Source organism: Rheinheimera baltica DSM 14885 (genome assembly GCF_000425345.1).
Taxonomy (GTDB): domain Bacteria; phylum Pseudomonadota; class Gammaproteobacteria; order Enterobacterales; family Alteromonadaceae; genus Alishewanella; species Alishewanella baltica.
Genome location: NZ_KE384352.1, coordinates 145352 through 167644 on the forward strand (window position 1 = coordinate 145352; position 22293 = coordinate 167644).

18 protein-coding genes are annotated in these 22293 nt (G+C 46.8%); all 18 read left to right on the top strand.

Going from position 1 to position 22293, the window contains the following annotated elements; all coding sequences use genetic code 11:
- Positions 1 to 6 precede the first annotated feature (6 nt).
- Positions 7 to 1974, top strand: coding sequence for a glycosyltransferase (locus tag H595_RS0120425; protein WP_027672790.1), 1968 nt, complete (start codon positions 7 to 9; stop codon positions 1972 to 1974).
- A 3-nt stretch (positions 1975 to 1977) separates the two neighbouring features.
- The gene (locus H595_RS0120430; protein WP_027672791.1) at positions 1978 to 3393 is read left to right on the top strand and encodes a heparinase II/III domain-containing protein; all 1416 of its coding nucleotides are present in this window, start codon (positions 1978 to 1980) and stop codon (positions 3391 to 3393) included.
- Positions 3354 to 3611, top strand: a complete 258-nt coding sequence (locus H595_RS0120435; RefSeq protein WP_156886048.1) for a hypothetical protein — start codon at positions 3354 to 3356, stop codon at positions 3609 to 3611. Before H595_RS0120430 ends, H595_RS0120435 begins: the two co-directional genes overlap by 40 nt.
- Positions 3604 to 4182: an LbetaH domain-containing protein gene (locus H595_RS24055; protein WP_084153681.1), complete on the top strand. Its 579-nt coding sequence runs from the start codon at positions 3604 to 3606 to the stop codon at positions 4180 to 4182. Before H595_RS0120435 ends, H595_RS24055 begins: the two co-directional genes overlap by 8 nt.
- Positions 4183 to 4216: 34 nt before the next feature.
- On the top strand, positions 4217 to 7054 hold the full coding sequence (locus tag H595_RS23720) for a glycosyltransferase (protein ID WP_051220029.1): 2838 nt from the start codon (positions 4217 to 4219) through the stop codon (positions 7052 to 7054).
- The gene (locus H595_RS0120450; protein ID WP_027672793.1) at positions 7051 to 7851 is read left to right on the top strand and encodes an SGNH/GDSL hydrolase family protein; all 801 of its coding nucleotides are present in this window, start codon (positions 7051 to 7053) and stop codon (positions 7849 to 7851) included. The genes H595_RS23720 and H595_RS0120450 overlap by 4 nt, the downstream gene beginning before the upstream one ends.
- Positions 7852 to 7887: 36 nt before the next feature.
- A complete protein-coding gene (locus H595_RS23235) occupies positions 7888 to 9183 on the top strand; it encodes an alginate O-acetyltransferase AlgX-related protein (protein ID WP_156886049.1) in 1296 nt (431 codons plus the stop codon).
- A 2-nt stretch (positions 9184 to 9185) separates the two neighbouring features.
- Entirely contained in the window at positions 9186 to 10292 is a 1107-nt protein-coding gene (locus H595_RS0120460; protein ID WP_037055667.1) for a DegT/DnrJ/EryC1/StrS family aminotransferase, read from the top strand.
- A complete protein-coding gene (locus H595_RS0120465) occupies positions 10292 to 11602 on the top strand; it encodes a polysaccharide pyruvyl transferase family protein (protein ID WP_027672795.1) in 1311 nt (436 codons plus the stop codon). Before H595_RS0120460 ends, H595_RS0120465 begins: the two co-directional genes overlap by 1 nt.
- Positions 11599 to 12312, top strand: a complete 714-nt coding sequence (locus tag H595_RS0120470; RefSeq protein ID WP_037055670.1) for a WbqC family protein — start codon at positions 11599 to 11601, stop codon at positions 12310 to 12312. The genes H595_RS0120465 and H595_RS0120470 overlap by 4 nt, the downstream gene beginning before the upstream one ends.
- Positions 12312 to 12995 (top strand): phosphoribosylglycinamide formyltransferase, encoded by a 684-nt coding sequence (purN, locus tag H595_RS23725; RefSeq protein ID WP_051220031.1) that lies wholly within the window; start codon positions 12312 to 12314, stop codon positions 12993 to 12995. Before H595_RS0120470 ends, purN begins: the two co-directional genes overlap by 1 nt.
- Positions 12992 to 15103, top strand: coding sequence for a glycosyltransferase family 2 protein (locus tag H595_RS23245; protein WP_051220032.1), 2112 nt, complete (start codon positions 12992 to 12994; stop codon positions 15101 to 15103). The genes purN and H595_RS23245 overlap by 4 nt, the downstream gene beginning before the upstream one ends.
- On the top strand, positions 15091 to 16047 hold the full coding sequence (locus H595_RS23250) for a glycosyltransferase family protein (protein WP_051220033.1): 957 nt from the start codon (positions 15091 to 15093) through the stop codon (positions 16045 to 16047). Before H595_RS23245 ends, H595_RS23250 begins: the two co-directional genes overlap by 13 nt.
- Complete coding sequence (locus H595_RS23255) at positions 16040 to 17065, top strand: capsular polysaccharide export protein, LipB/KpsS family (protein WP_027672797.1); 1026 nt, start codon at positions 16040 to 16042, stop codon at positions 17063 to 17065. Before H595_RS23250 ends, H595_RS23255 begins: the two co-directional genes overlap by 8 nt.
- 58 nt (positions 17066 to 17123) lie before the next feature.
- Entirely contained in the window at positions 17124 to 17675 is a 552-nt protein-coding gene (locus H595_RS0120495) for a sugar transferase (protein WP_027672798.1), read from the top strand.
- A 299-nt stretch (positions 17676 to 17974) separates the two neighbouring features.
- Entirely contained in the window at positions 17975 to 19324 is a 1350-nt protein-coding gene (locus H595_RS0120505) for a UDP-glucose dehydrogenase family protein (protein WP_027672799.1), read from the top strand.
- Positions 19311 to 20216: a UTP--glucose-1-phosphate uridylyltransferase GalU gene (gene galU / locus H595_RS0120510; RefSeq protein WP_027672800.1), complete on the top strand. Its 906-nt coding sequence runs from the start codon at positions 19311 to 19313 to the stop codon at positions 20214 to 20216. Before H595_RS0120505 ends, galU begins: the two co-directional genes overlap by 14 nt.
- A gap of 94 nt (positions 20217 to 20310) precedes the next feature.
- Positions 20311 to 22260 carry a polysaccharide biosynthesis protein gene (locus H595_RS23260; RefSeq protein ID WP_037055674.1) on the top strand — a complete coding sequence of 650 codons (1950 nt, stop codon included), beginning with the start codon at positions 20311 to 20313 and terminating at the stop codon, positions 22258 to 22260.
- Positions 22261 to 22293: the final 33 nt, after the last annotated feature.

Consider the following 22293-nt stretch of genomic DNA (forward strand, 5'->3'; position numbering starts at 1 on the left):
TTTTTTATGCACATTTCTGTTATCGTGCCTTGCTATAACGCAGTGGGTAAAATTGAGCGCTGTTTAAGCTCGCTGCAGGCAATCGATTTTGCCGTTGAGCAATTTGAAGTGATTTTTGTTGATGACTGTTCCAGTGATGGCACCCTGGCATTGCTAAACCAGCAGGCTAAAGCGCAGCCCAACTGGCGGGTGTTTCAACTGACTAACAACTCAGGCTCACCCTCTGCACCGCGCAATAAAGGCCTGCTTGAAGCGCGCGGTGACTATGTGTTTTTTCTCGACAGTGACGATGAAATTTTCCCCGATACGTTAAACACACATTATCAGCATGCGCTGCAAACCAATGCCTGTATTGTCCGGGGGTATTTGATAGCTGATACCGGCCGCGAGCAGCTGGAGATGAACAAAGTTCATAACTGGCAAGCCAACTTAACCAGACAGCAACGAATTGCCGCCATTATTGCCCACCAAAGCACGATACCCTGTAGCCTGATCAAGCGTAGCCTGTTGCAACAGCATACTATTACCTGGCCTGAAGCCCTGCGCATGGGCGAAGACAGTTATTTTCTGGCGCAGGTGTTAAGCGTGGCAGAGCAGGTAGAATACCTTTCTCACCCCACTTATATTTATAACCAGCGCCGCTCTTTTGTCGCTTCCAGTACACAGTCTTACGGTGCCCGTGAGTTGAGCAACCATTTAATTGTTTGGCAGGGCGTACAGCAGGCACTGGCTGGGGCAGGGGTAGATTACTTTGCATTACGATTGCAAAAAGGCTTGCAGGCAGTGCTGGCCAGTTTGATATTTCGTAATCGTTACGACATTGATGAAGCTTTGTTTTTACAGTTTGCCGATTTTATTGCGCAAAACTGGCCGCGTATTGCCACCTTTAATTATATTCCGCGTAACAGAGAGTTACTGCAAACGCTGTTAGAGCGGGACTTTACCGGTTTTTCTGCACTGTGTAAGCCGCGTTTGTTAATTGCAGGCTACGATTTAAAGTTTATCCGGCCGGTGCTGCCGGCATTGGCTGAATATTTTACGCTGGATGTGGATGAATGGCCGGGACATAACAGCCATGATGAAACCCTAAGCCGACAAAAGCTGAGCCAGGCCGATTATATTTGGTGCGAATGGCTGCTGGGTAATGTGGTGTGGTATAGCCAGCATAAAACACCACAGCAAAAATTAGTTTGCCGGATGCACCGCTTTGAATTAAGCCGGGAGTTTGGTGAGCAGCTTACCCTGTCAGGCGTGGATGCGATAACCGCGGTTTCAGTGTTGTTTTTCGAGCGTTTAATGGAGCGCTTCCCTGCCATACCACGGCAAAAAGTGAGGTTGTTACCCAATTTTGTTGATGTTGCAGGCTATGAACAAGTGAGTTTTACCGACAGCCGGTTTACCCTGGCGATGATTGGCTATGTGCCTGCCAAAAAAGGCCTGTTGCACGCCTTGCAGATTTTGGCTGAGCTGCGGCAAAAAGATAGCCGTTACCGGTTGAAGCTTTTTGGCAAGGCGTCGGCAGATTTACCCTGGCTAAAAAATCACCCTGACGAACTGGCGTATTTTGCCGATTGTGAACAACATATTCGCGACTTAGGCTTAACTGACGCCGTTGAACATGTTGGCTTTGCCGATATAAAAAAAGCGTTGGCGCAACATCAGGTGGGTTTTGTGCTGTCGGTTAGCGAGTCGATGCGTGAGCTGCCTGGTTTTGAAAGTTTCCACCTGGCAGTAGCCGATGCCTATGCAGCCGGCGCCGTTGGCTTGGTAAAGCATTGGACTGGCAGTGAATATGTCTATCCAGAGGTGCTAATTAGCAAGGATCAACAGGCGTTAACACAGCGAATTTGGCAGCTAAGCCATGATGAAGCCGCATACCGTGAACTGCACCAGCAAGGCGTGAGCTTTATTACAAAACATTACTCTGCCAACCAGTTTGTTGCACAGGTTAGGCAATTATTTGATGAGATTTAATTGATGAGCTCGCCTTTACATCAAGCAATAAAAAGTGGTGCATTAAGAGATGGGGTAACACCTTATTCAAATGTTGAACCTCTTACTGCGGCTAAGCAGGTGTTGGAAAATAAATATGTGTTTCCTTATGTTGGTGAATTACCGGTATGGGCAAATGGCACGCTGCAATGGAAACCAGATTTTGGTAATAATAAGGCAAGCAAAGCGTTGTGGTTTTACTCTTTGGTGTTTATAGATTATCTGGTGAAGGCCGCAGTAGTAGAAAACAATGAACACTGTTGGCAAAAAGCGTTGCAGTTACATAAGTCCTATCAGCAGTGGCGCGAAGACGATCAAACCGCTACTGCATTTTTGTTTAAAGATGAGCATGCTGTGACTAATCGCGCTTGTGTGTTGTCTCAGTTGTTGCATGTTGTAACCCACCGGGTTGAACAAGGCGAGCCACTGCAGTTGTTGCAGCAACAATTACTGCAAGATTTAAGTGAACATGCTAATTGGCTAGAGCAAGACAAGCATTATGTCTTTAATAACCATGGCATTATGATGGACAGAGCGTTGCTAAACCTTGTTGTTCAGTTTAGGCAGCATGCCGTTGAATATTCTCGCTATCAAAGCGAGCAATGGCTAGTAAAAGCGCTGAGTCGCATTAAGATCATGTTAGATAGAACCTTTGATAATGGTGGGTGTTGCACTGAAAATAGCCCGTCTTATCACATGCTTAACCTTTCTTTGTTCGGTGCAATAAATTCATTTATCAATAAGCATGAATTGGTAGCTAAAGATAATGCTATTACAGCGGTGTTGAAAAAAGCGATAGCCGCGGCAGCATATCAGGTATATGAAGACGGCAGCTTGCCCTTAATTGGCGACTCTGAAACCAACGCCTCGGTTTTTGTCTCGGACACTTATCATAAAAATAAGTTTGGTGTTGGTTACTTCCCCGAAGCAGGTTTCTGTATTGTTAAACAGCCAGGTTTTCATTTTACCTTTAAATGTGGTGGCTCCTCCTTTTCTCATCGTCATAATGATGATACCAGCATTACACTGCGTGTAGATGGGCTCGATTTTATCTGTGATGGTGGCATGTATAGTTATGACAATAGTAATGACATCAGACGTTTCTTAACTTCTTATAAAGCGCATAGCGGTTTTTTTACCGAAAACTGCGCGAATGTAAGATATTCAAATTACGCTGCTGCGGATGAGCTAGCACGAATGAATACTATGGAAATTCACGGAAAGATTATTCACATGAGTGGGGATAGCTTTTTGGATCCCAATGTTGGTTTGAAACGCCAAATTACGTTATTAGGTGAGCAGGAAAATCAATTTAACAAAGTGCTGTTGTGCGATAGGTTAAAAGCAGATCAGGCAGCGCAGTGGCGACTTCAGTTTTATTGCATCCTGATGTCGTCGTAACGCAGGTTGGTGAACAAGTTAAGCTACAACGTCAGCATGTTTACCTGTTGCTTTCTTTTAACTCCACAAGCGCGGTGGCGTTAAATATTGAGCCAGGACACTATTCCGAACGTTATCAGCAAGTACAACCTTGTAAGGTACTTGTACTTACCGGGCTGGATCCAAAGCTGGAAATAAATACCCTGATAACAATCCACCAAGGGCCCAAGCATGATTGAACAATGGTTGGGTAATTTGGATAAATTATTGACACACGATGTACCCGGTGGTTTTTCTATTTATCAGCACGCCAGAGCTGCTTTCGTTGCTGGGGATATTGAAAAAGCTGAGAAGCTTAAACGACTTAATTATGTATTACATAATTCAGAAGTCCCATATACAGCGCAAATAGGTAAAAACTCCATTCTAGCTTATGGCGGGATTGGTATTATTTTGCATGCTCAAACCCGAATTGGCGAACGCTGTAATATCGGCTCGGGAGTTACTATTGGTGGCAGTGCTTCTGGGGTGCCAATTATAGGGCATGATGTTTATCTTTCTACGGGATGCAAGATACTTGGTGGCTTAAAGATAGGTGATGGTGCCATTATTGGTGCCAATGCTGTGGTATTGAATGATGTTAAGCCGTTTACCGTTGTAGCGGGTTTACCAGCAAAGCCGATATCGGATATTACACCTGAAAATTTTGACAAATATGCGGGTTTTTATTGGTGTAAAAATCAGCCGGAAAAAGTTGCCTTGTTTATCGACTGGTACTTCACCCAGAAAAGAGCTGAAATGCCCCGGTAAGACATGCGTCTTTGCACAGGAATATAGTAACAACGTGAATTTTGATGAGTTATTTCAACCAGACTGGTACCTGACAGCTTACCCCGACGTGGCGGATGCCGGCATTGACCCATTGCAGCACTACCTGAAACATGGCCGGTTTGAAAACCGTTGGCCATGTGATTTGCCGGCACTGCAGTTGGATGTCGCGTTATGGCAAGCCGAAGATGCTACTGCTAGCCTGGAAGCACTTAAGGCTTTGCTCGCGTCGCAGCAACCGCTGCATAACGCGCTTGCAGCCTGGGTGTTGGCACGATGGTATGGCAGTTTAGAGCGCTGGCAAGAGGTTTATCCGTTAATAGACACCATGTTGGATGACGCGGCAGCACTGACAATACTTGCAAACCAAGGTCCGTTTTTATTGGCGTTTTCTGCGGCTATCAACTGCAAGCAACCCGAGCGGGCATTGGCTTTACTTAAGCGTGAAGACTGGCCGCAAACCGCTGATAAAGCCCTTGCAGCGTCTATGTTGCAGCAAGGCGCTGATAAACTGCGCACCTTAAGTCAGGTGTTTGAACAGCAGGGATTAATGGGCCTGGCCGATGACAGTGGGGCTTTGCTCAGCACGTTAAAAGCTGGCACCTTAAAAGCCACCACGTTGCCGGCTAAAATAAGCGATTTATGGCAACCCTTAGTCAGCGTCATTGTGCCGTGTTATAACGCGGCGGCAACCATTGGCTATGCCCTTGAGAGTCTGCTTCGGCAAAGCTGGCGCAAACTGCAAATAATTGTGGTTGATGATGCTTCAAGCGATAACTCAGCTGACATTGTGCAGCAGTATGCTGCTTTAGATAAGCGGATTACGTTGCTACGCCAGAGCGAAAACCAAGGCGCCTATGCTGTGCGTAATGTTGGTATGGCGGCAGCGAAAGGCCGTTTTATTACTGTGCATGACAGTGACGATTGGTCGCATCCGCAGAAAATTGCCCTGCAGGTAGCGGCGTTACAGGCTAACCGTAATGCCATGGCGTCTATTTCGCATTGGGTAAGATGTACCGAGACACTGCAGTTTGGCCACTGGCGTGTAGAGGACAGCTGGACCTACCGTAATACCTCATCCTTGTTATATCGGCGCCAGGTTGTTAAACAGCTGGGTTTTTGGGACAGTGTAAGCGTTGGCGCAGATACGGAATACATGCTGCGTACGTTAAAGCAGTTTGGTCAGCAGGCCGTGGTAGATGTAAAACCGGGCTTGCCGTTATCTTTTGGTTTGGCTGATGTAAAAAGCTTAACCCAAACTAAAGCCACTCACTTACGCACCCAGTATAGGGGCTTACGCCGCGATTATCGTGAAGCGGCAGAGAACTGGCATTCTTCTTTAGACTGCTCTCATGGCCGCTCAGCAGAAAGTTCGACTGGCAGCAGCGCAAACACTTTGTATATGCCTGCCCGGTTAACGCAGCGGCCGTTTGCGGTGCCGCCACGGATGTGTCGTGGTAGTGATAGCGTGCAGCGGAATAACCTGATGTTGTTACTGCAAGCTAAAAAGGTGTTTGATGCCACCTGGTATCTGGCGCAATACCCGGATGTTGCCGCGGCAGGCGTGGATGCGCTGCAGCATTTTGTCAGCCATGGCGCGAGTGAAGGGCGTGACCCTATACCGGGCTTTAGCCTGTCGGCCTATGCACTGGCGCACCAAGTGCCGCTAAGCGAGGTGTTGTCGCACTGGTTAATGTCAACCCAACCGGTTAGCGGGCCAATATGGCTTAAACAGCAGGCAGCCGCTTTTGATAGGCCGCATATGCTGCTGTTAGCCCATGCTGCGGGCCACGAACTTTATGGTGCTGAGCGCAGCTTTATTGATGTGTTGCATCAGTTAAACCACCTTAACCTGACGCTTACCGTTGTGCTGCCAAGCGCGATAAATGCCGCTTATATTCAGCAACTACTGCCGTTGTGTCAGCAGCTTATTGTATTACCTTATGCCTGGTGGCGCGCGGATAAAGCACCATGCGAGCCAACCATTGCCGCCTTTCGCGCTTTATTGTTACAGTTAAAGCCGGATGTGCTGTACCAAAATACCAGTGTATTGCATGAGCCGGTTGTAGCCGCAAAGCAGCTTGCGCTTCGCACTTTTATTCATGTGCGTGAAGTGGCGGATACCGATGCTGAACTGTGCCGTATATTAGGCGCCACTTCCAGCGAGCTTGCACAGCACGTGCGTGATTACGCTGATGTGATAATTGCCAACTCAGACGCGGTAGCACGCTTTGTGGCTTGCCCGGAACGCACCGTATTGCTGCCTAATGCGCTGTCTCCGACACTGGCGAATTGCCCGCCAAGGCCAAATGGTTCAAGGTTGCAACTGGGTATGATTAGCAGTAACAGTGCTAAAAAAGGCATTGTCGATTTTTTTGCTTTGGCACAACGTGCAGCCGATGAAGAGCTGGCAATTGATTTTGTGCTATACGGCCCGGATACACCGCTGTTGCAACAGCTATTGCAAAGTACAGCTAATATAGTGCAGTACCGTGGTTATGTTGAACACCCTGAGCAAGCGCTGGCTCAATTGGATGCGGTAGTCAATTTATCGCAGGTGGCAGAGTCGTTTGGTCGCACAGTGTTAGAGGCTTTAGCGTGTAAACGTTTGGTGCTGGCGTATCGACATGGCGCGTTAGCGCATTGGTTGCCGACTACCTGCTGCGTTTTGGCTGAGGTAGGAGATTGGCAAGCGCTGCTGGCGCAACTCAACGTGTTGTTAACTGAGCCTGTGCGACTGCAAAACATGTTAGAAGAAGGCGCCGATTTTGCCTGGCTACACTATGCACATACCAAAACAATCCCTATCTGGCGGCAATTGCTGTCAGCAGTAACACGAGAGCATGATAAATGACTAAGCTGCCCACTATTTCCATTTTTGCCATGTTAGCCATGTTAGCTTTTTTAACCGGCTTTGGTGCTGGCGAGGATGATACTGGCGAGGGTAAAACTGTCATGGGCTTGGTATCACAGAATACGCTGGCAGGTTGTGGTGAGATACAATATTTATCTCCAGAGCCAGCCGCTGTATTACCCGATAATTTTCGTACCGTGATTATGGGCTCGTCCTCTGCAGCGGGCGCGGGTGCAAGTTCGCCGTCATTAAGTTGGGCCGGGCAATATGCCGCCTGGCAGCAACAAAGCAACAGAACTACCGTGAACCTTGCTAAAGGGGGACACACCACTTATCATGCGCTCCCTGAGTATTGCCAGCCGGCAGAGTCGCGCGCGCAACCAGATATAGCGCACAATATTAGCCGGGTATTGGAAGAGCAACCAGATTTAGTTTTAATTGCGTATCCCAGTAACGATGCGGCCTTGGGCTGGGCTGCCACAGAAAGTGTTAGCAATATTATGTTACTGCGCACTTTACTTGCAGAGGCGGGTGTTGCCAGTGTGGTGCTGTCGGCCAAGCCGCGTAATATGTCTGCGGCGGCGATTACACGCTTGCAGCAGTTTGATATGTTGCTAAGCCAGGAAGTGAAAGACTGCGTGGTACCGTTATTTGATATTTTACAATTAGACCAGCGTTTAAACCCGGCCCTTGATTCAGGCGACGGTGTGCATGTTAATGACGAAGGCCATGTACTGATTTTTAATGCCTTGCGTGACATGCTGACACAGGGACGCTGTGTAGTGCTACCAGAGTAATAGAATTTGACCAGTTATAATCTTCAAACAAAGCACTTGAGAGCCAGTGCACCCGGTATTTTACGCTGGTGTCTTGATTTTCCCAAGCCTGAAGCTGCAATAAGCCTGCAACAGCTAACCGATGGGCTGTTATTTCAGGGCTGGTTGTTATTGCAAGATGGCGTTAAAAAGGCACAAATGTATGTGCGTCATGGCGAGCATTTAGCCACTGCAGAGCTTAGTGTGTGCCGCCCGGATGTTATTGAAAAGGTTTTGCAACAGCCCGCGGTTGGGCATATGCAGCTGCAATGTGGTTTTAGCCAACGTTTGGCGTTGTGCGCTGATCACGCTGTAGTAGGTTTTATCATTGATGGACAGCAATTTGACTTTGTTGATATTCGTATTGAAAGTACGATGAAGGTGCTACAAGGCACTTTTCCGTGGTTGTTTCTTGATAATGATACTAACCAAAGCGTGGCACAATTTACCGGTAAGCTCACCCTGTGCGGCCAAACGCTTAATGATTGGAAGCAGTATTTGGATGCGCTTGAGGCGTTACAGCAACAGGGGCGCAAGTTGGCTGCCTTGATTGCGCCGACCAAAGAAATGGTTTACCCGCAGTATTATCCGCATACGCCGGCGCAAAATACGCCGGTGCAGCAATTGCGAGAGCATGTGGGGGCCAGCGCCATTTTGTTGTATCCTGCAGCAGAGCTCGCTTGCGCAGACCAGCGCAGTTTTCGTTACACCGATACGCACTGGACCCATCATGCTGCGATGCAGGTGAGTGTATTATTGGCAGTACAATTAGGCTTAGATGTGACTGCGGTTAATGCCTGCTTTGCTAACGATCAATACGTTGAACGCAGTGTCTGTGGTGATTTAGGCAATAAACTGTTCCCGCCACGCGAGGCACCGGAGCAGTTGTTATGCAGCTTTAATTACAAACAATATTTGCGTTATGATAATGGCTTGCCTAATTTTGGCCGGGTGATGTTATATGAAAATGACAATGCATTATCCCCGCAGCATTGCTTAATCTTTGGTGCGTCGTCCTCATACAGTATGTTAAATTATCTTGTTAGGCTATATGCCAAAATTAGCATTGTGCATACTGCGGGTAATGTTGACCCTGATGTAATCGCAGCCATAGTACCTGATAGCATTATTTGTCAGACCAATGAACGTTTTATTGTGCGGGCACCTGTGGCGCATTATTCGCTAGCTAATACCATACAAGAAAAGTTAGCGGATATGACGGCGGCTAGTGCATCCGAGTTGAAACTGGCTTCTGCGTCCAAAAGCGGTGCGACGCACCATAGCTATTTCCACGCATTATTATCAAAGGGATAAACATGACCAAACCCTTATATGTTACCCGGCCAGATCTACCTGAGCTGGAAACGTTTTTGCCTTATTTACAACAAATTTGGCAAAGTGGTGTGTTAACTAATAATGGTCCCTTTCATCAGCAGCTGGAACAGGCACTGCAAGACTATCTGGGTGTTGACTATATCAGTGTGTTTAACAATGGCACCAATGCGTTATTGGTGGCGTTACAGGCACTGGAGTTAAAAGGCGAGGTCATTACCACACCGTTTACGTTTTTGGCGACCACCAGCTCGCTTATTTGGCAGGGTTTAACGCCGGTATTTGTCGACATAGACCCTGTTAGCCTTAATTTAGACCCCAACGCTATAGTGGCAGCCATTACCGATAAGACCTGCGCCATTATGCCGGTGCATTGTTATGGTAATCCGTGCGATACCTCAGCCATTCGAGCGGTAGCACAGCAGCATGGCTTAAAAGTTATTTATGATGCAGCGCATGCCTTTGGCGTAAAACACCAGGGCCAGAGTGTACTGCAACAGGGCGATTTAGCCGTGTTGAGCTTTCATGCCACTAAGGTATTTAATACCATTGAGGGTGGCGCTGTAATTTGCCACAGTGCGCAGATGAAGCAGAAAATTGATCGGCTGAAAAACTTTGGTATCGTTAACGAATTTAAAGCTGAAGCGGCCGGTATTAACGGCAAAATGAATGAACTTCAGGCCGCGTTTGGCTTGGCTCAGCTGCCGGGTTTAGCCGGTGCGTTACAGCGGCGCGCTAAGGTACATCAATATTACTGTGATGCATTAGCACGAATACCTGGCTTGCAGTGTGTGCCACTGTTGGCCGATGGGGCACCAAACTATGCTTACTTTCCAATTTTAGTAACTGATGAATTTGGCATGAGTTGCAAGGCGTTATATGAAGCGTTAAAAGCAAAGAGTATTTTTGCCAGACGATATTTTTACCCGTTAACGCCGGTATTGTTAGATATGGATATTGATGAAAGTTGTTATCCGGTTGCTGCCGACGCTGCAGAGCGCGTGTTGTGTTTACCCATGTCAGGGAGTTTAACGCAAGCAGAACAAGATTTAGTAATTAACGCCGTTATTGAGGCGAGAGGACAGGTTTAATGAATATTCTGGTTATTGGCCAGTGCACATTGCACTGGGGACGCATGGAATTTGGCAATATTGGTAATTATTACATTATGGAGCCTTTTTTTCGTGAGCTACACAAGGCGTTTCCAGGGGCAGATGTTAAGACTACGATGCAGATGTCAGCACGCTTTTGTACAGCTGAGAATTTATCCGTTCTGCCATTGGATTGTTATTATAACTGGCGCGAAAATGAGCTGGAACTGGCTAAAGAAGAACTCGATATTGCAAAAGACTATTGCGTAAGCGGTAAGCTGCGTCAACATACTCCTTATCTGGATGCGGTGTTATGGGCAGATCTGGTTATTGATTTTAGCGGCGATATTTGGGGCGACAATGCCAACTTTTTAGGTAAAGACCGTTTTGCAGTAGGATTGTATAAAGACCTGATAGCTCAAACTTTGGGCAAAAAAGTGGTTATGCTTGCCGGCTCACCAGGGCCATTTTCTGATGAAGCTACCTTAGCGTTGGCAAAACAGGTGTACGCAGGTTTTGATCTGGTCACTAACCGTGAACCTGTGAGTATTACCTTAATGGAACCTTTGGGTTTTGATGTGAGTAAAACACACAGTTTGGCGTGTCCGGCATTTATGTTTGAACCGGCATCCGGTCCGCAAATGGATGCGATGTTGGCGGCAGAAAAACTAAGTAAAACAGGGCGTAATAAGCCTATTGCTGGCTTTATCTTATGTGGTTGGAACTTTGAAAAAGGGCCGTTTGATTTGTGGCCACGCGATGATGCTGATTATGAAAAGTTTGCTCAAACCATTGAATATATGACCGAAGAACTGGGTTTGGAAGTGTGTTTGATGTCCCACTCAAACGGTTTTGATGTGCCGCCTGCGACGTTTACCTTGAAGCATGGTCGCGACTATCCGGTAACCAAACAGCTAGAAAACGTACTAAGAAAGCGCGGTATTTCAACCAACTTTTTCACCTTAGATGGTGTTTATGATACCTGGCAAACTAAAGCGATTATTGGCAGTTTTGATCTGTTAGTGAGTGGTCGGGTACATGCTGCTGTTTCAGGCTTGTCGCAACAGGTGCCAACCGTAATTATTGATTATGGTCACGAACCTAAAGCGCATAAGTTGCTTGGTTTTGCTACGGTTGCGGGTGCAGAGCAGTTCGTTGCAGATCCTGCTAACCTGGCTGATTTGCAAGATAAAGTGTCTATGTGTTGGCAAAATAGGGATGAAATTGTTGCAATGTTAGGCCAGCGTATACCTCAGGTGCACGAGCAGGCCAGAAAGAGCTTTACTTTGGCAGCCGGCTTATTTGTATGAGTGAACAAAAGCGGGTTGCAATAATGCAACCCTACTTTTTACCCTATATCGGTTACTGGCAGTTGATTAATGCGGTCGACTGCTTTGTTATTTATGACACGATAGAATTTACCAAAAAAGGCTGGGTACATCGTAATCGGTTGTTGCAAAACAACACTGATCAGATGTTTTCACTGGCGTTAGAAAAGGCGTCTGACTACCTTGCTGTTGTTGAGCGTCGCTTATCAGCTGATAGTGTACAACATTATGAGAAATTGCTGCGTAAATTTGCCGGGGCTTATCAAAAGGCACCTTATTTTGCAGAAACCATGCCTTTATTAGAACGCATTTTTCGTTTTGAAGATAAAAATTTGTTTCGGTTTATTTTTAATAGTATTGAATTGGTTTGTCAGCATCTTAGCATTACCACACCTCTGCTTATTTCCTCTGACATTGAGCAAGGCCCATTGTTAAAAGGGCAAGATAGAGTAAAAAATTTATGTCACCAGCTACAGGCGACAGATTATATTAACTCTATAGGTGGCCAGGCATTGTATAGCAAAACGGATTTTGCCGAACAGGGTTTGCAATTGCATTTTCAACGGGTGTTACCTTTTGACTACCGACAATTTGGCGAGGATTTTTTGCCTTGGTTGTCCATTGTCGATGTATTGATGTTTAACAGTGTGGATAATGTAAAGCGTCAGTTAGATAAAATGGAGTTGTGTTAGTGACCAAGATTGCTTTGCTTTGCTCTACCGGAGCAGCAGTTGCTAAGTACAGCTTTAAGCAGGACGCTACAGCTGCAGTAGACATGGTTATTACTGACCGCGACTGCGGTGCCGCTGCCTTGGCCGACATGTTAAATGTACCCCTAATTCAGTTAACCTATACTGACAGAGCAGCCTTTTCGGCAGCGTTGTTACAGTTACTGCAAGAGCATTGTATTGATTATTTAGTTTCGTTTTATACCCGTTTACTTGCGGAGCCTTTACTGAGTGCTTATCAGGGACGTTTATTAAACTTTCATCCGTCTCTACTGCCTGCTTGTCCTGGTCAACATGGTTTTGAAGACACTATGCGTTCCGGTGCCTTGTTTTTTGGCAGTACGGTGCATTTGATCGATGCGGGTGTTGATACCGGTAAACCGGTAATTCAGGTTGTGGCAGCAAAAGATCCCCGGCAATCTGTGCAGCAGCATCGGCATCAGGTATTTGCTCAACAGTGTGCCAGCTATAGTCAGCTAATTAGATGGTTGCGTCAAAGTCGGCTGCAAGTTGATGAACATGGCGTAAGTATTTCCTCAGCGACGTATGAGGGCAGCCCAAACAAAGGGCTGTTATCTGTACCAACACTTGATGACACTGCGACGGCGGTTTATCAGAGCATTTTATGCCAGAGTAACAATTTATGACTTTAACGTGTCACCTTAGCGAAAACGCATTGGACCATGTGCGTTTTGATGAGGTTTCTAAGCGCTGGAACCCTACGGGTGACCATATTGCTATTAATCTGCCTATAAAGAAGGCTGGCTGGTATAGCCTGGATGGCCAGCTGCAGGTACATAGCAAACAGCATAGCTTAATGCTAATGACGGACAATGGCGTGTGCATTATGCTGCCACTGACCAGAAAAGGTTTGTTGGTTGATGTGTTTTATTTGCCTGCCAACGTGCAACGTGTCTGGTTACAACTTGAAGGCCAAAAACTAAGCGTGGCGCATTGCACTATAACAGTGTCAGCAATTGGTGCGGTCAAGCGTTTATGGCGTATGGCGCGGCGTGTGGCATTGACGTATGTCAGGCAGCCAGCGGCACAGAGGCGTATCGCTACATTACATTGGTATTCATTGTGTGCGGGGCTGGAGCCTTGTTATCGCAAAGTGTCGCAGTTGCGCCAGTGGAGTGCTGAAATTCCTTACTCCCGCTGGCAAGAGCTGAATGAACACGACACGCCAGCGCAGCATCGACGTGCCCGGCGCTTACTACAAAAGCAGCAGAATATTGTTGTTGTGGTTTACGGCGACAACAGTATTGCACAGTCCTATTGGCAAAGCAGTGTAAACAGCGTGTTTGTACAACAATGGACGTCGGCATCGGTTCAGGTTCTGTTGCCAGTAGGCATAGATGCGCTGGACTCTTTGCCTGAAACGGTGCAAATAACCACTGCCGACAGGCTTAAAAATCTGCCATCGAACACCGCGTTATTATTACTTCGTGCTGGTGCGATATTGTCACCTCGTGCGTTGGCTTGGTGGCGTATTATGGCCAATAGTGAAACCTTTAGTTATAGCGATCATGATTATTTCACTACTGAACGTTGTTTGCCGCAATTTAAACCGGACTGGTCATTAGAGCTACTGCGTAGTACCCATTACATCGGCGATGTGGTTGGCGTTAGTGCTGGCCTATTGGCTAAGTCTGGCTGGTTGGAGGCAGACTGGCAACAGTGCACTGCAGGGCAGCACCTGGTACTGCGTTTAGCTGAGCAGCTATTGCCAGCACAGCAGCCTGAGCACATTTCGGCAGTGCTGTGGCATGATTTGCTAGCGCCGGGTGGCCCATCGCCAGAGCCGGTGCAACAGCATTTAAACCGATTAAATATTCGTGCTGAAGCCCGAACAGCAAGAGACAACACAGTATGGGTAGACTATGCGCTTAGCGCAACGCCGTTGGTAAGTATTATCATTCCAACCCGCGATATGCTGCACTTATTGGCCCCTTGTGTGAACAGTGTGCTTGAGCAAACCCAGTATCCGGCATTTGAAATTGTTATTGTCGATAACCAGAGTACTTGCCCCGATACGTTAGCCTATATGCAACAACTTAGTACCGACCCCAGAGTGACTATTTTACGTTACGATCAGCCCTTTAACTATGCGGCAATTAACAACTATGCCGTTGAGCAGGCCGCGGGTGAACTGATTTGTTTATTAAATAATGATACTGAGGTGATTACGCCACAGTGGCTGGGGCAGATGGTAGGCGTACAGTTGCAATCGAACGTTGGTGCCGTTGGGGCACGATTACTTTACTCAAACAGAACGGTGCAACATGCCGGTGATGCAGTAGGCCCGGGTGGCTGTGCTGACCATATGCATAGTGGTATTGATGAGCACGATGCAGGCTATATGCGCCGGGCGGTAGCAACCCAAGAGTTGTCTGCTGTAACGGCGGCATGTTTATTGACACCAAAAGCACTGTTTCAGCAACTTAATGGACTTAACGCCCGGCAGCTTGCTGTGGCATTCAACGATGTTGATTATTGCTTGCGTGTAAGAGAAGCTGGCAAACGCGTGGTATATACGCCACATGCACAGTTGTATCACCATGAGTCAGTGTCGCGCGGTAAAGATGATACCGATGAGAAAGTCCGCCGTACCCGCGCTGAAGCCGATTATATGCGCCAACGTTGGGCGCATATAATGCAGAATGACCCTTTTTATAATCCCAATCTGAATTATGCCAGGCCCGATTTTACCCTAGGGCGCGAACAAAGAGTAAAAGCACCATGGCAGCGTTAAGCACACAAGATGTGATTGTGATTGAGGAGCGGCCGAACCCAAGTTCAGATTTTTTTGTGCTGCCGTATTTAACCCTGCACAGCGCCAATGTGCAGCGCTACACCTTTGCGCAATTGGCAGAGCCTGAAGCGTTGGTTGGTAAAACACTGATATTTGTGCGTTATATCCCCGCGCCATGGCGTCAGCTTATAGACACGGTTGCAGATAAAATCGGCCAGATTGTGCTGTTTATCGACGATGATGTACTAGACCCGGCAGCCAGTGTCGGCATGCCGTGGCGATATAGGCTTAAGTTATGGCGTTTAAGTTATAGAGCCGTGCCGTGGTTAAAACACCATGCTGCACAATTATGGGTGGCTAATTCGTATTTAGCGCAAAAGTATCATCACTGGCAGCCACATACTTTGCAAGCGATGCCTTTGGCGTTAGCACCACAGGTGCCTGTGACACTGTTTTATCATGGCTCTTCATCACATCAGGCTGAAGCGCGTTGGTTATTTCCCATTGTGGCTGATGCGTTAAAGGCGGTACCGGCACTTAATTTTGAAATTATTGCAGATAAAAAAATTGCCCGCTTATACCGGGGGCTGCAAAAAACACATGTATTACAGCCTATGTCATGGCCCAGTTATCAGGCGCTGTTGCAGCGACAACGCTATGATATTGGCTTAGCACCGTTATTGCCTTTGCCGTTTAATCAGGCGAGATCGGTAACTAAGTTTTTTGATATTACGCAAGCCGGTGCGGTAGGTATTTATGCCGAAAGCCCTATTTATCAAGCTGTGCAGCAAGATAAAAGTGGAATACGTCTGCCTATGCAGCCGCAGTTGTGGCGCGATACGATAGTGTCTCTGGCTAATGATAATCAGCGCAGGCTGCAATTGCTTGATACAGCCAAACAACAGGTGCGTCAATGGCCCGATGCGGTAGCGCAAGATGACTAATCACTACTTGACGGTGAGCCGGGCATTAGCCAATACACCCGGTTTAGCGGCATTTTTGGGGGCACCTGTACGCTATTTGCCCGCTTGGTGTTGTTGGCCTGTAAACACCAAACAACACACCATGCTGGCATGGGGCCGCAAAGCTTCTGCTGAAAAAGCGGAAAAAGTGGCGCAGCGTTGCAATATAGCCATGTGCTATTTAGAGGACGCGTTTTTACGCTCGGTAGGACAAGGCTTTGATTCCGCTCCCTGTGGCTTGGTAGTGGACGATGTGGGTATCTATTACGATGCCAGATTGCCGTCAAAGCTGGAGCAACTGATTGTTGCCGATATCACTGCAACAGAACGCACTGAAGCAGAGACACTGCCAACATTGTGGCAACAGCATCGGGTATCAAAGTATAATAACGGCCAGGATTATAAGTTGTTGGTCGAGCAGCCCTATGTATTGTTAATTGATCAAACATTAAATGATGCCTCCGTAGCATGCGGTTTAGCCAGTGCAGAAAGCTTTGCCAACATGCTGCAATTTGCTAAAGAGACTTTTGCCGGCCATAAACTAATTGTTAAAACACACCCTGATGTGGTGGCTGGCAAAAAGCGCGGCTATTTAACCGAGTTAGCGCCAGCCGCGCTGGAAGGCGTGCAGCTGGTGTCGGAAAAGCTGCATGTGGTCGCGTTAATAGAGCATGCTAGTGCGGTGTTAACGGTAACGTCTCAGGTTGGCTTTGAGGCGTTAATGTGGCAAAAGCCGGTCTATGTGTTTGGTATGCCATTTTATGCCGGATGGGGGTTAACCCATGACATGCAGCAATCACCACAACGGCGCCAGTTGTTGCGCCAGCAAACCACAGAAGTTGATATTGCGCGTTTGGCTTATGCAGCGCTTATTCGCTATGGTCGCTATATCTTAGTAGAGACTGAGCAAGCCTGTAGTTTTTATCAGCTACTTCAGCTGCTAGGCAAGGGCAGAGCGGATGCTGAACGTCCAACACGCAGACTGTCGACATTACGTTAAACCGCGTACAATTGCCGCTAATTGCGTTACTTTTTCGTTAGGATACTGAAGTTCTATGATTATTAGGTTGTTTGATATTGTGTTGTCGTTAACTGGTTTAATAGTGGCGTCGCCGCTGTTGGTTGTGTTGACCCTTATTGGCTTGTTTGATACGGGGGCACCAATATTTTGCCAACAGCGTGTAGGGCGGAATAAACGCCCTTTTACGTTAGTAAAGTTTCGCACTATGAAAAAAGATACGTCACATGTAGCCAGTCATTTAGCTGATGCGAATGCGATAACGCCTTTTGGTGGTTTTTTGCGTAAAACCAAATTAGACGAGTTGCCGCAGTTATGGAATGTTTTGTGGGGACAAATGAGTTTAGTTGGCCCGCGCCCGTGTTTGTTTAACCAGCAGGAGCTAATTGCTGAGCGTGAGCAGCGCGGCGTGCTGGCGGCGCGTCCTGGCATAACCGGTTTGGCACAGGTTAGCGAAATTGATATGTCTACACCGGTCTTGTTGGCGCAAACAGATGCTGCAATGCTGGTTAACTTAACGTTAAAACATTACTTCAAGTATATTTTGATGACTGTGGCTGGAAAAGGCAGCGGCGACAGGGTTAAACGTTAAGTTCGAACTGCTTTTCTGCTGGTCTGCAGCATAATATACGTTATTGTAAATACTAAACTGAGCTATTAAGCCGTAATTCAGCTATTGGTGATAAAACAGTGCTATGTCGCTGACACAGCAACCGGACGAACGTGTTAATTTGTTTCTGATTTGTGTGCTTAAAACTAAAGCAAACAGCGTTAAGCGGTTTTTTACAACAGGGCATTAATGTTATCATTGCTGCATTATCAGCAATGCCACTCTACCCTGAGACAGTTGTGTTAGTTAACCATGTAGCAGTTTCCGCTTAAGGACATCAGATGAAGGTTACCGTTTTTGGCATAGGATATGTCGGGTTAGTGCAGGCTGCAGTATTAGCTGAAGTGGGCCATCACATTGTATGTGTTGATGTGGACGCTGACAAAGTTACGCAATTGCAACAAGGTGTTGTACCTATATATGAGCCTGGTTTGGCCTCTTTAGTAGAAGCCAATGTAAAGGCTGGCCGGTTAGAATTTACTACGGACGCCGCTGCGGGCGTTGCACATGGTGATGTGCAGTTTATTGCAGTGGGCACTCCGCCTGATGAAGATGGTTCGGCTGATCTAAAATATGTGCTGGCTGTTGCTAATACTATCGCGCAGTTTATTACAACACCTAAGGTGATCATTGATAAGTCGACTGTGCCGGTAGGCACTGCCGATAAAGTAAGGCAAGTCATTATAGACGTGCTGGCGCAGCGCGGACAGCAAGTAGAGTTTGACGTAGTGTCAAACCCTGAATTTTTAAAAGAAGGCGCCGCAGTTTCTGATTGCATGCGGCCAGATCGTATTATTGTTGGTACCTATGATGAACGGCCTAAAGACGCTATTCGTGAGCTTTATGAACCGTTTAACCGCAATCATGAAAAATTAATTTTTATGGATGTTCGCTCCGCTGAGCTAACCAAGTATTCCGCCAATTGTATGCTGGCGACAAAAATATCCTTTATGAACGACATGGCTAATTTGGCTGAGCTTCTTGGCGCTGATATTGAAGCCGTGCGAAAAGGGATTGGCTCAGATCCTCGAATTGGATATCACTTTATCTACCCGGGCTGTGGCTATGGTGGGTCGTGTTTCCCTAAAGATGTACAAGCGTTAATTCGTACAGCGGAGCAGCAAGGGTATAAACCTGAAATGTTGTACGCGGTAGAAGCGGTAAACCAGCGTCAAAAATTGAAATTAATCCAATTAGTGCAGCGCCATTTTGGTAACGATTTGCAAGGCTACACATTTGCAGTTTGGGGTTTGAGCTTTAAACCTAAAACTGATGATGTGCGCGAAGCAAGCAGCCGGGTATTGCTAGAACATTTATGGCAAGCGGGCGCAACGGTGCAGGCCTATGACCCTGAAGCGATGGAAGAGATACAGCGCATTTATGGCGTGCGGGACGACCTTACGTTAGTTGGCACGAAAGAAGCGGCACTAAAAGGTGCAGCTGCCCTTATTATTTGCACGGAGTGGCAGCAATTTAAGGCACCAGACTTTGATTTTATCAAAGCGCAGTTGGCGGTGCCGGTGATTTTTGATGGTAGAAATTTATTTGAGCCAGAACGCATGCAGCGTAAAGGTTTTACATACTACGGTATTGGACGCGGTGAGAGTGTAAAAAAGCATGATAAACCTTAATAAAGTGAGAAAAGCGGTAATTCCGGTTGCAGGGCTTGGCACCAGGATGCTGCCAGCAACCAAGGCTATTCCAAAAGAAATGCTACCAGTGGTAGATAAACCCTTAATTCAATATGTTGTACAAGAGTGTATTGCTGCCGGAATTAAAGAGATCATACTGGTAACGCATTCGTCAAAAAATAGCATTGAAAACCATTTTGATAAGAGCTTTGAATTAGAGTCGATGCTGGAAAAGCGCGTAAAGCGCCAGTTGTTGGAAGAAGTACAGAATATTTGCCCTAAAGACGTCACTATTATGCATGTGCGCCAGGGCGAAGCGAAAGGGCTTGGACATGCGGTGCTGTGTGCAAGACCGTTAGTTGGTGATGTACCCTTTGCCGTAGTATTGCCAGATGTATTAATTGACGGCTACGACAGTAACTTAAAACTAGACAACCTGGCGCAAATGTGTGCAATGTTTTCTGATACTGGCACTAGCCAGGTGATGGTTGAGCCGGTTGCGATGGAGAGTGTCAGTAGTTATGGCGTGGCGGATGTAGAAGGCCACAGCTTACTGCCATCAAACTCTGTTAACATGACGGCTATTGTTGAAAAACCAGACGTTGAAGATGCACCGTCAAACCTTGCCGTGGTTGGCCGTTATGTATTTACGTCATTAATTTGGGAAGCACTTGAGTATACGCCGATGGGCGCGGGTGACGAAGTGCAACTGACTGATGCGATTGCCATTTTAATGAAACAACAACCGGTTAATGCTTACCATATTGTCGGACGCAGCCATGATTGTGGTAACAAACAAGGCTATTTACGTGCTTTTGTTGAATATGGTCTGCGGGATAAGCACCTGGGTGCAGAGTTTAGGCAATGGTTGCTGGCAACACTAAGTCCGTAGTGACTTATGTATTAGGGGAAAGTGGCTTAACCCGCTATAATGTGGGTTTTGCTTGTTCTGCTAAATAAGCGTTAATTACTTTTTGGAGTTTGGCATGCTGGGCTGGTTGCTCACTTTACCACGGTCGATAAAACGCATCATCTCCGTTCTGGTCGACATTGTGTTTCTATGTGTGTCACTGGTGACGGCTTTTATCCTGACGCAAGCAAACAAATCAACAGATCTCCAGGTAGTGCTAATCATATTTTGTCTTAGTTTACCGGTCACGTTGCTTATTTTTACCAAACTGGGCTTATACAGGGCGGTAATTCGCTATATCGGTCAGCACGCGCTGGGTGCAGTATTGGCGGGTATAGTAAGCAGTGCCATGGTGCTTTCTTTGTTATTTGCGGCCTTTGATATACCGGATAAAGGCAATTTGATTTTTGTTTACTCCTTACTGGCATTAATCACTTCAGGTGGCTTAAGGCTGTTAGCCAGAATGTTTTTAGTGCAGCGTAACAATGGCCATAAGGCACGCGTACTCATTTACGGCGCCGGCTCCTCAGGCAGGCAGTTAGCGCAAGCGTTAATGAACGGCGAGCAGTATCATCCGGTGGTGTTTGTCGATGATGACACAACGCTGCAGCGTTCTACTATTTTGGGTATTCCCGTTGGTTCGCCAGCACAAATTACCAGTTTAATTAAAACGCATAACATTAGCCGTATTCTATTGGCGTTGCCGTCAGTTAGCCGGTCAAGGCGCAGAGAAGTATTAGACGCGTTGGAGGAGTTGCCTATTCCGGTGCAATCTATTCCGGGCATGAGCGACTTGGTCGATGGCGCCATGCGTATAGATGAATTACAAGATGTTAAAATTGAAGATTTACTGGGCCGTGACGCTGTAGCGCCTAAAACCAAATTAATGCAGGCTAATATTCAGCATAAAGTGGTAATGGTAACCGGTGCAGGTGGGTCAATTGGCTCTGAGCTGTGCCGACAAATTATAAATTATCAACCGAAAACATTGGTGTTATTTGAGCTTTCAGAGTTTAGCTTATATAACATTGAACAAGAGCTGAGAAACCTGATTGTACAGTTTGAGCTTGATGTTAAACTTATTCCTGTTATGGGAACATCACAACGGCGTAAGCGGCTGGAAACCGTAATGACAGCGTTCAACGTGCAAACGGTCTATCACGCTGCTGCCTATAAACATGTGCCGCTGGTTGAATATAATATTGTTGAGGGTGTGCGCAATAATGTGTTTGGCACCTGGTACGCTGCCGAAGCCGCAATCTCTTCTGGTGTTGAAACCTTTGTATTAATTTCTACCGACAAAGCCGTACGCCCTACAAATATGATGGGTGCTTCTAAACGTTTATCAGAGCTAGTTTTACAAGCCTTGGCCAGACGACAAAGCCGTACACGTTTTTCTATGGTGCGTTTTGGTAATGTGCTTGGTTCAAGCGGGTCTGTGGTGCCGCTGTTCCGAGAGCAAATACGTAAAGGTGGGCCGGTAACTGTAACCCACAAAGATATCATCCGGTATTTTATGACTATCCCGGAAGCGGCTCAGTTGGTTATTCAAGCTGGTGCAATGGGCAAGGGCGGCGACGTTTTTGTACTGGATATGGGCGAGCCGGTAAAAATAGCAGATTTGGCCAAGCGCATGATTCATCTAATGGGGCTTGAGGTTAAGGATGAAGTGCATCCTAATGGTGATATTGAAATACATTATACTGGCCTTAGACCGGGTGAAAAGTTGTATGAAGAGCTGTTAATTGGCGAAAATGTTCGCAGTACCGAGCATGCCCGTATAATGGCTGCTGATGAAGTTATGCTGGAATGGCGCGATATGCATACGTTATTGGAAGAGCTCAGTTTGGCTTGTGATGACTATGATGTGGAGCGAATCGTTGACATTGTTCGACGTTCACCAACCGGGTTTAATTATGTTAACACCAGTTGTGATTTGATATATGCCTCGCGGTTCGGTATACCGCGTAGTGAAGATAAAGTGCCTAGTGCTAAAGTGGTTGATATAAACGGTTTGACGGGCTGACAAAGGGCGCCAAGTTTAAGTCGCTTGGCAACT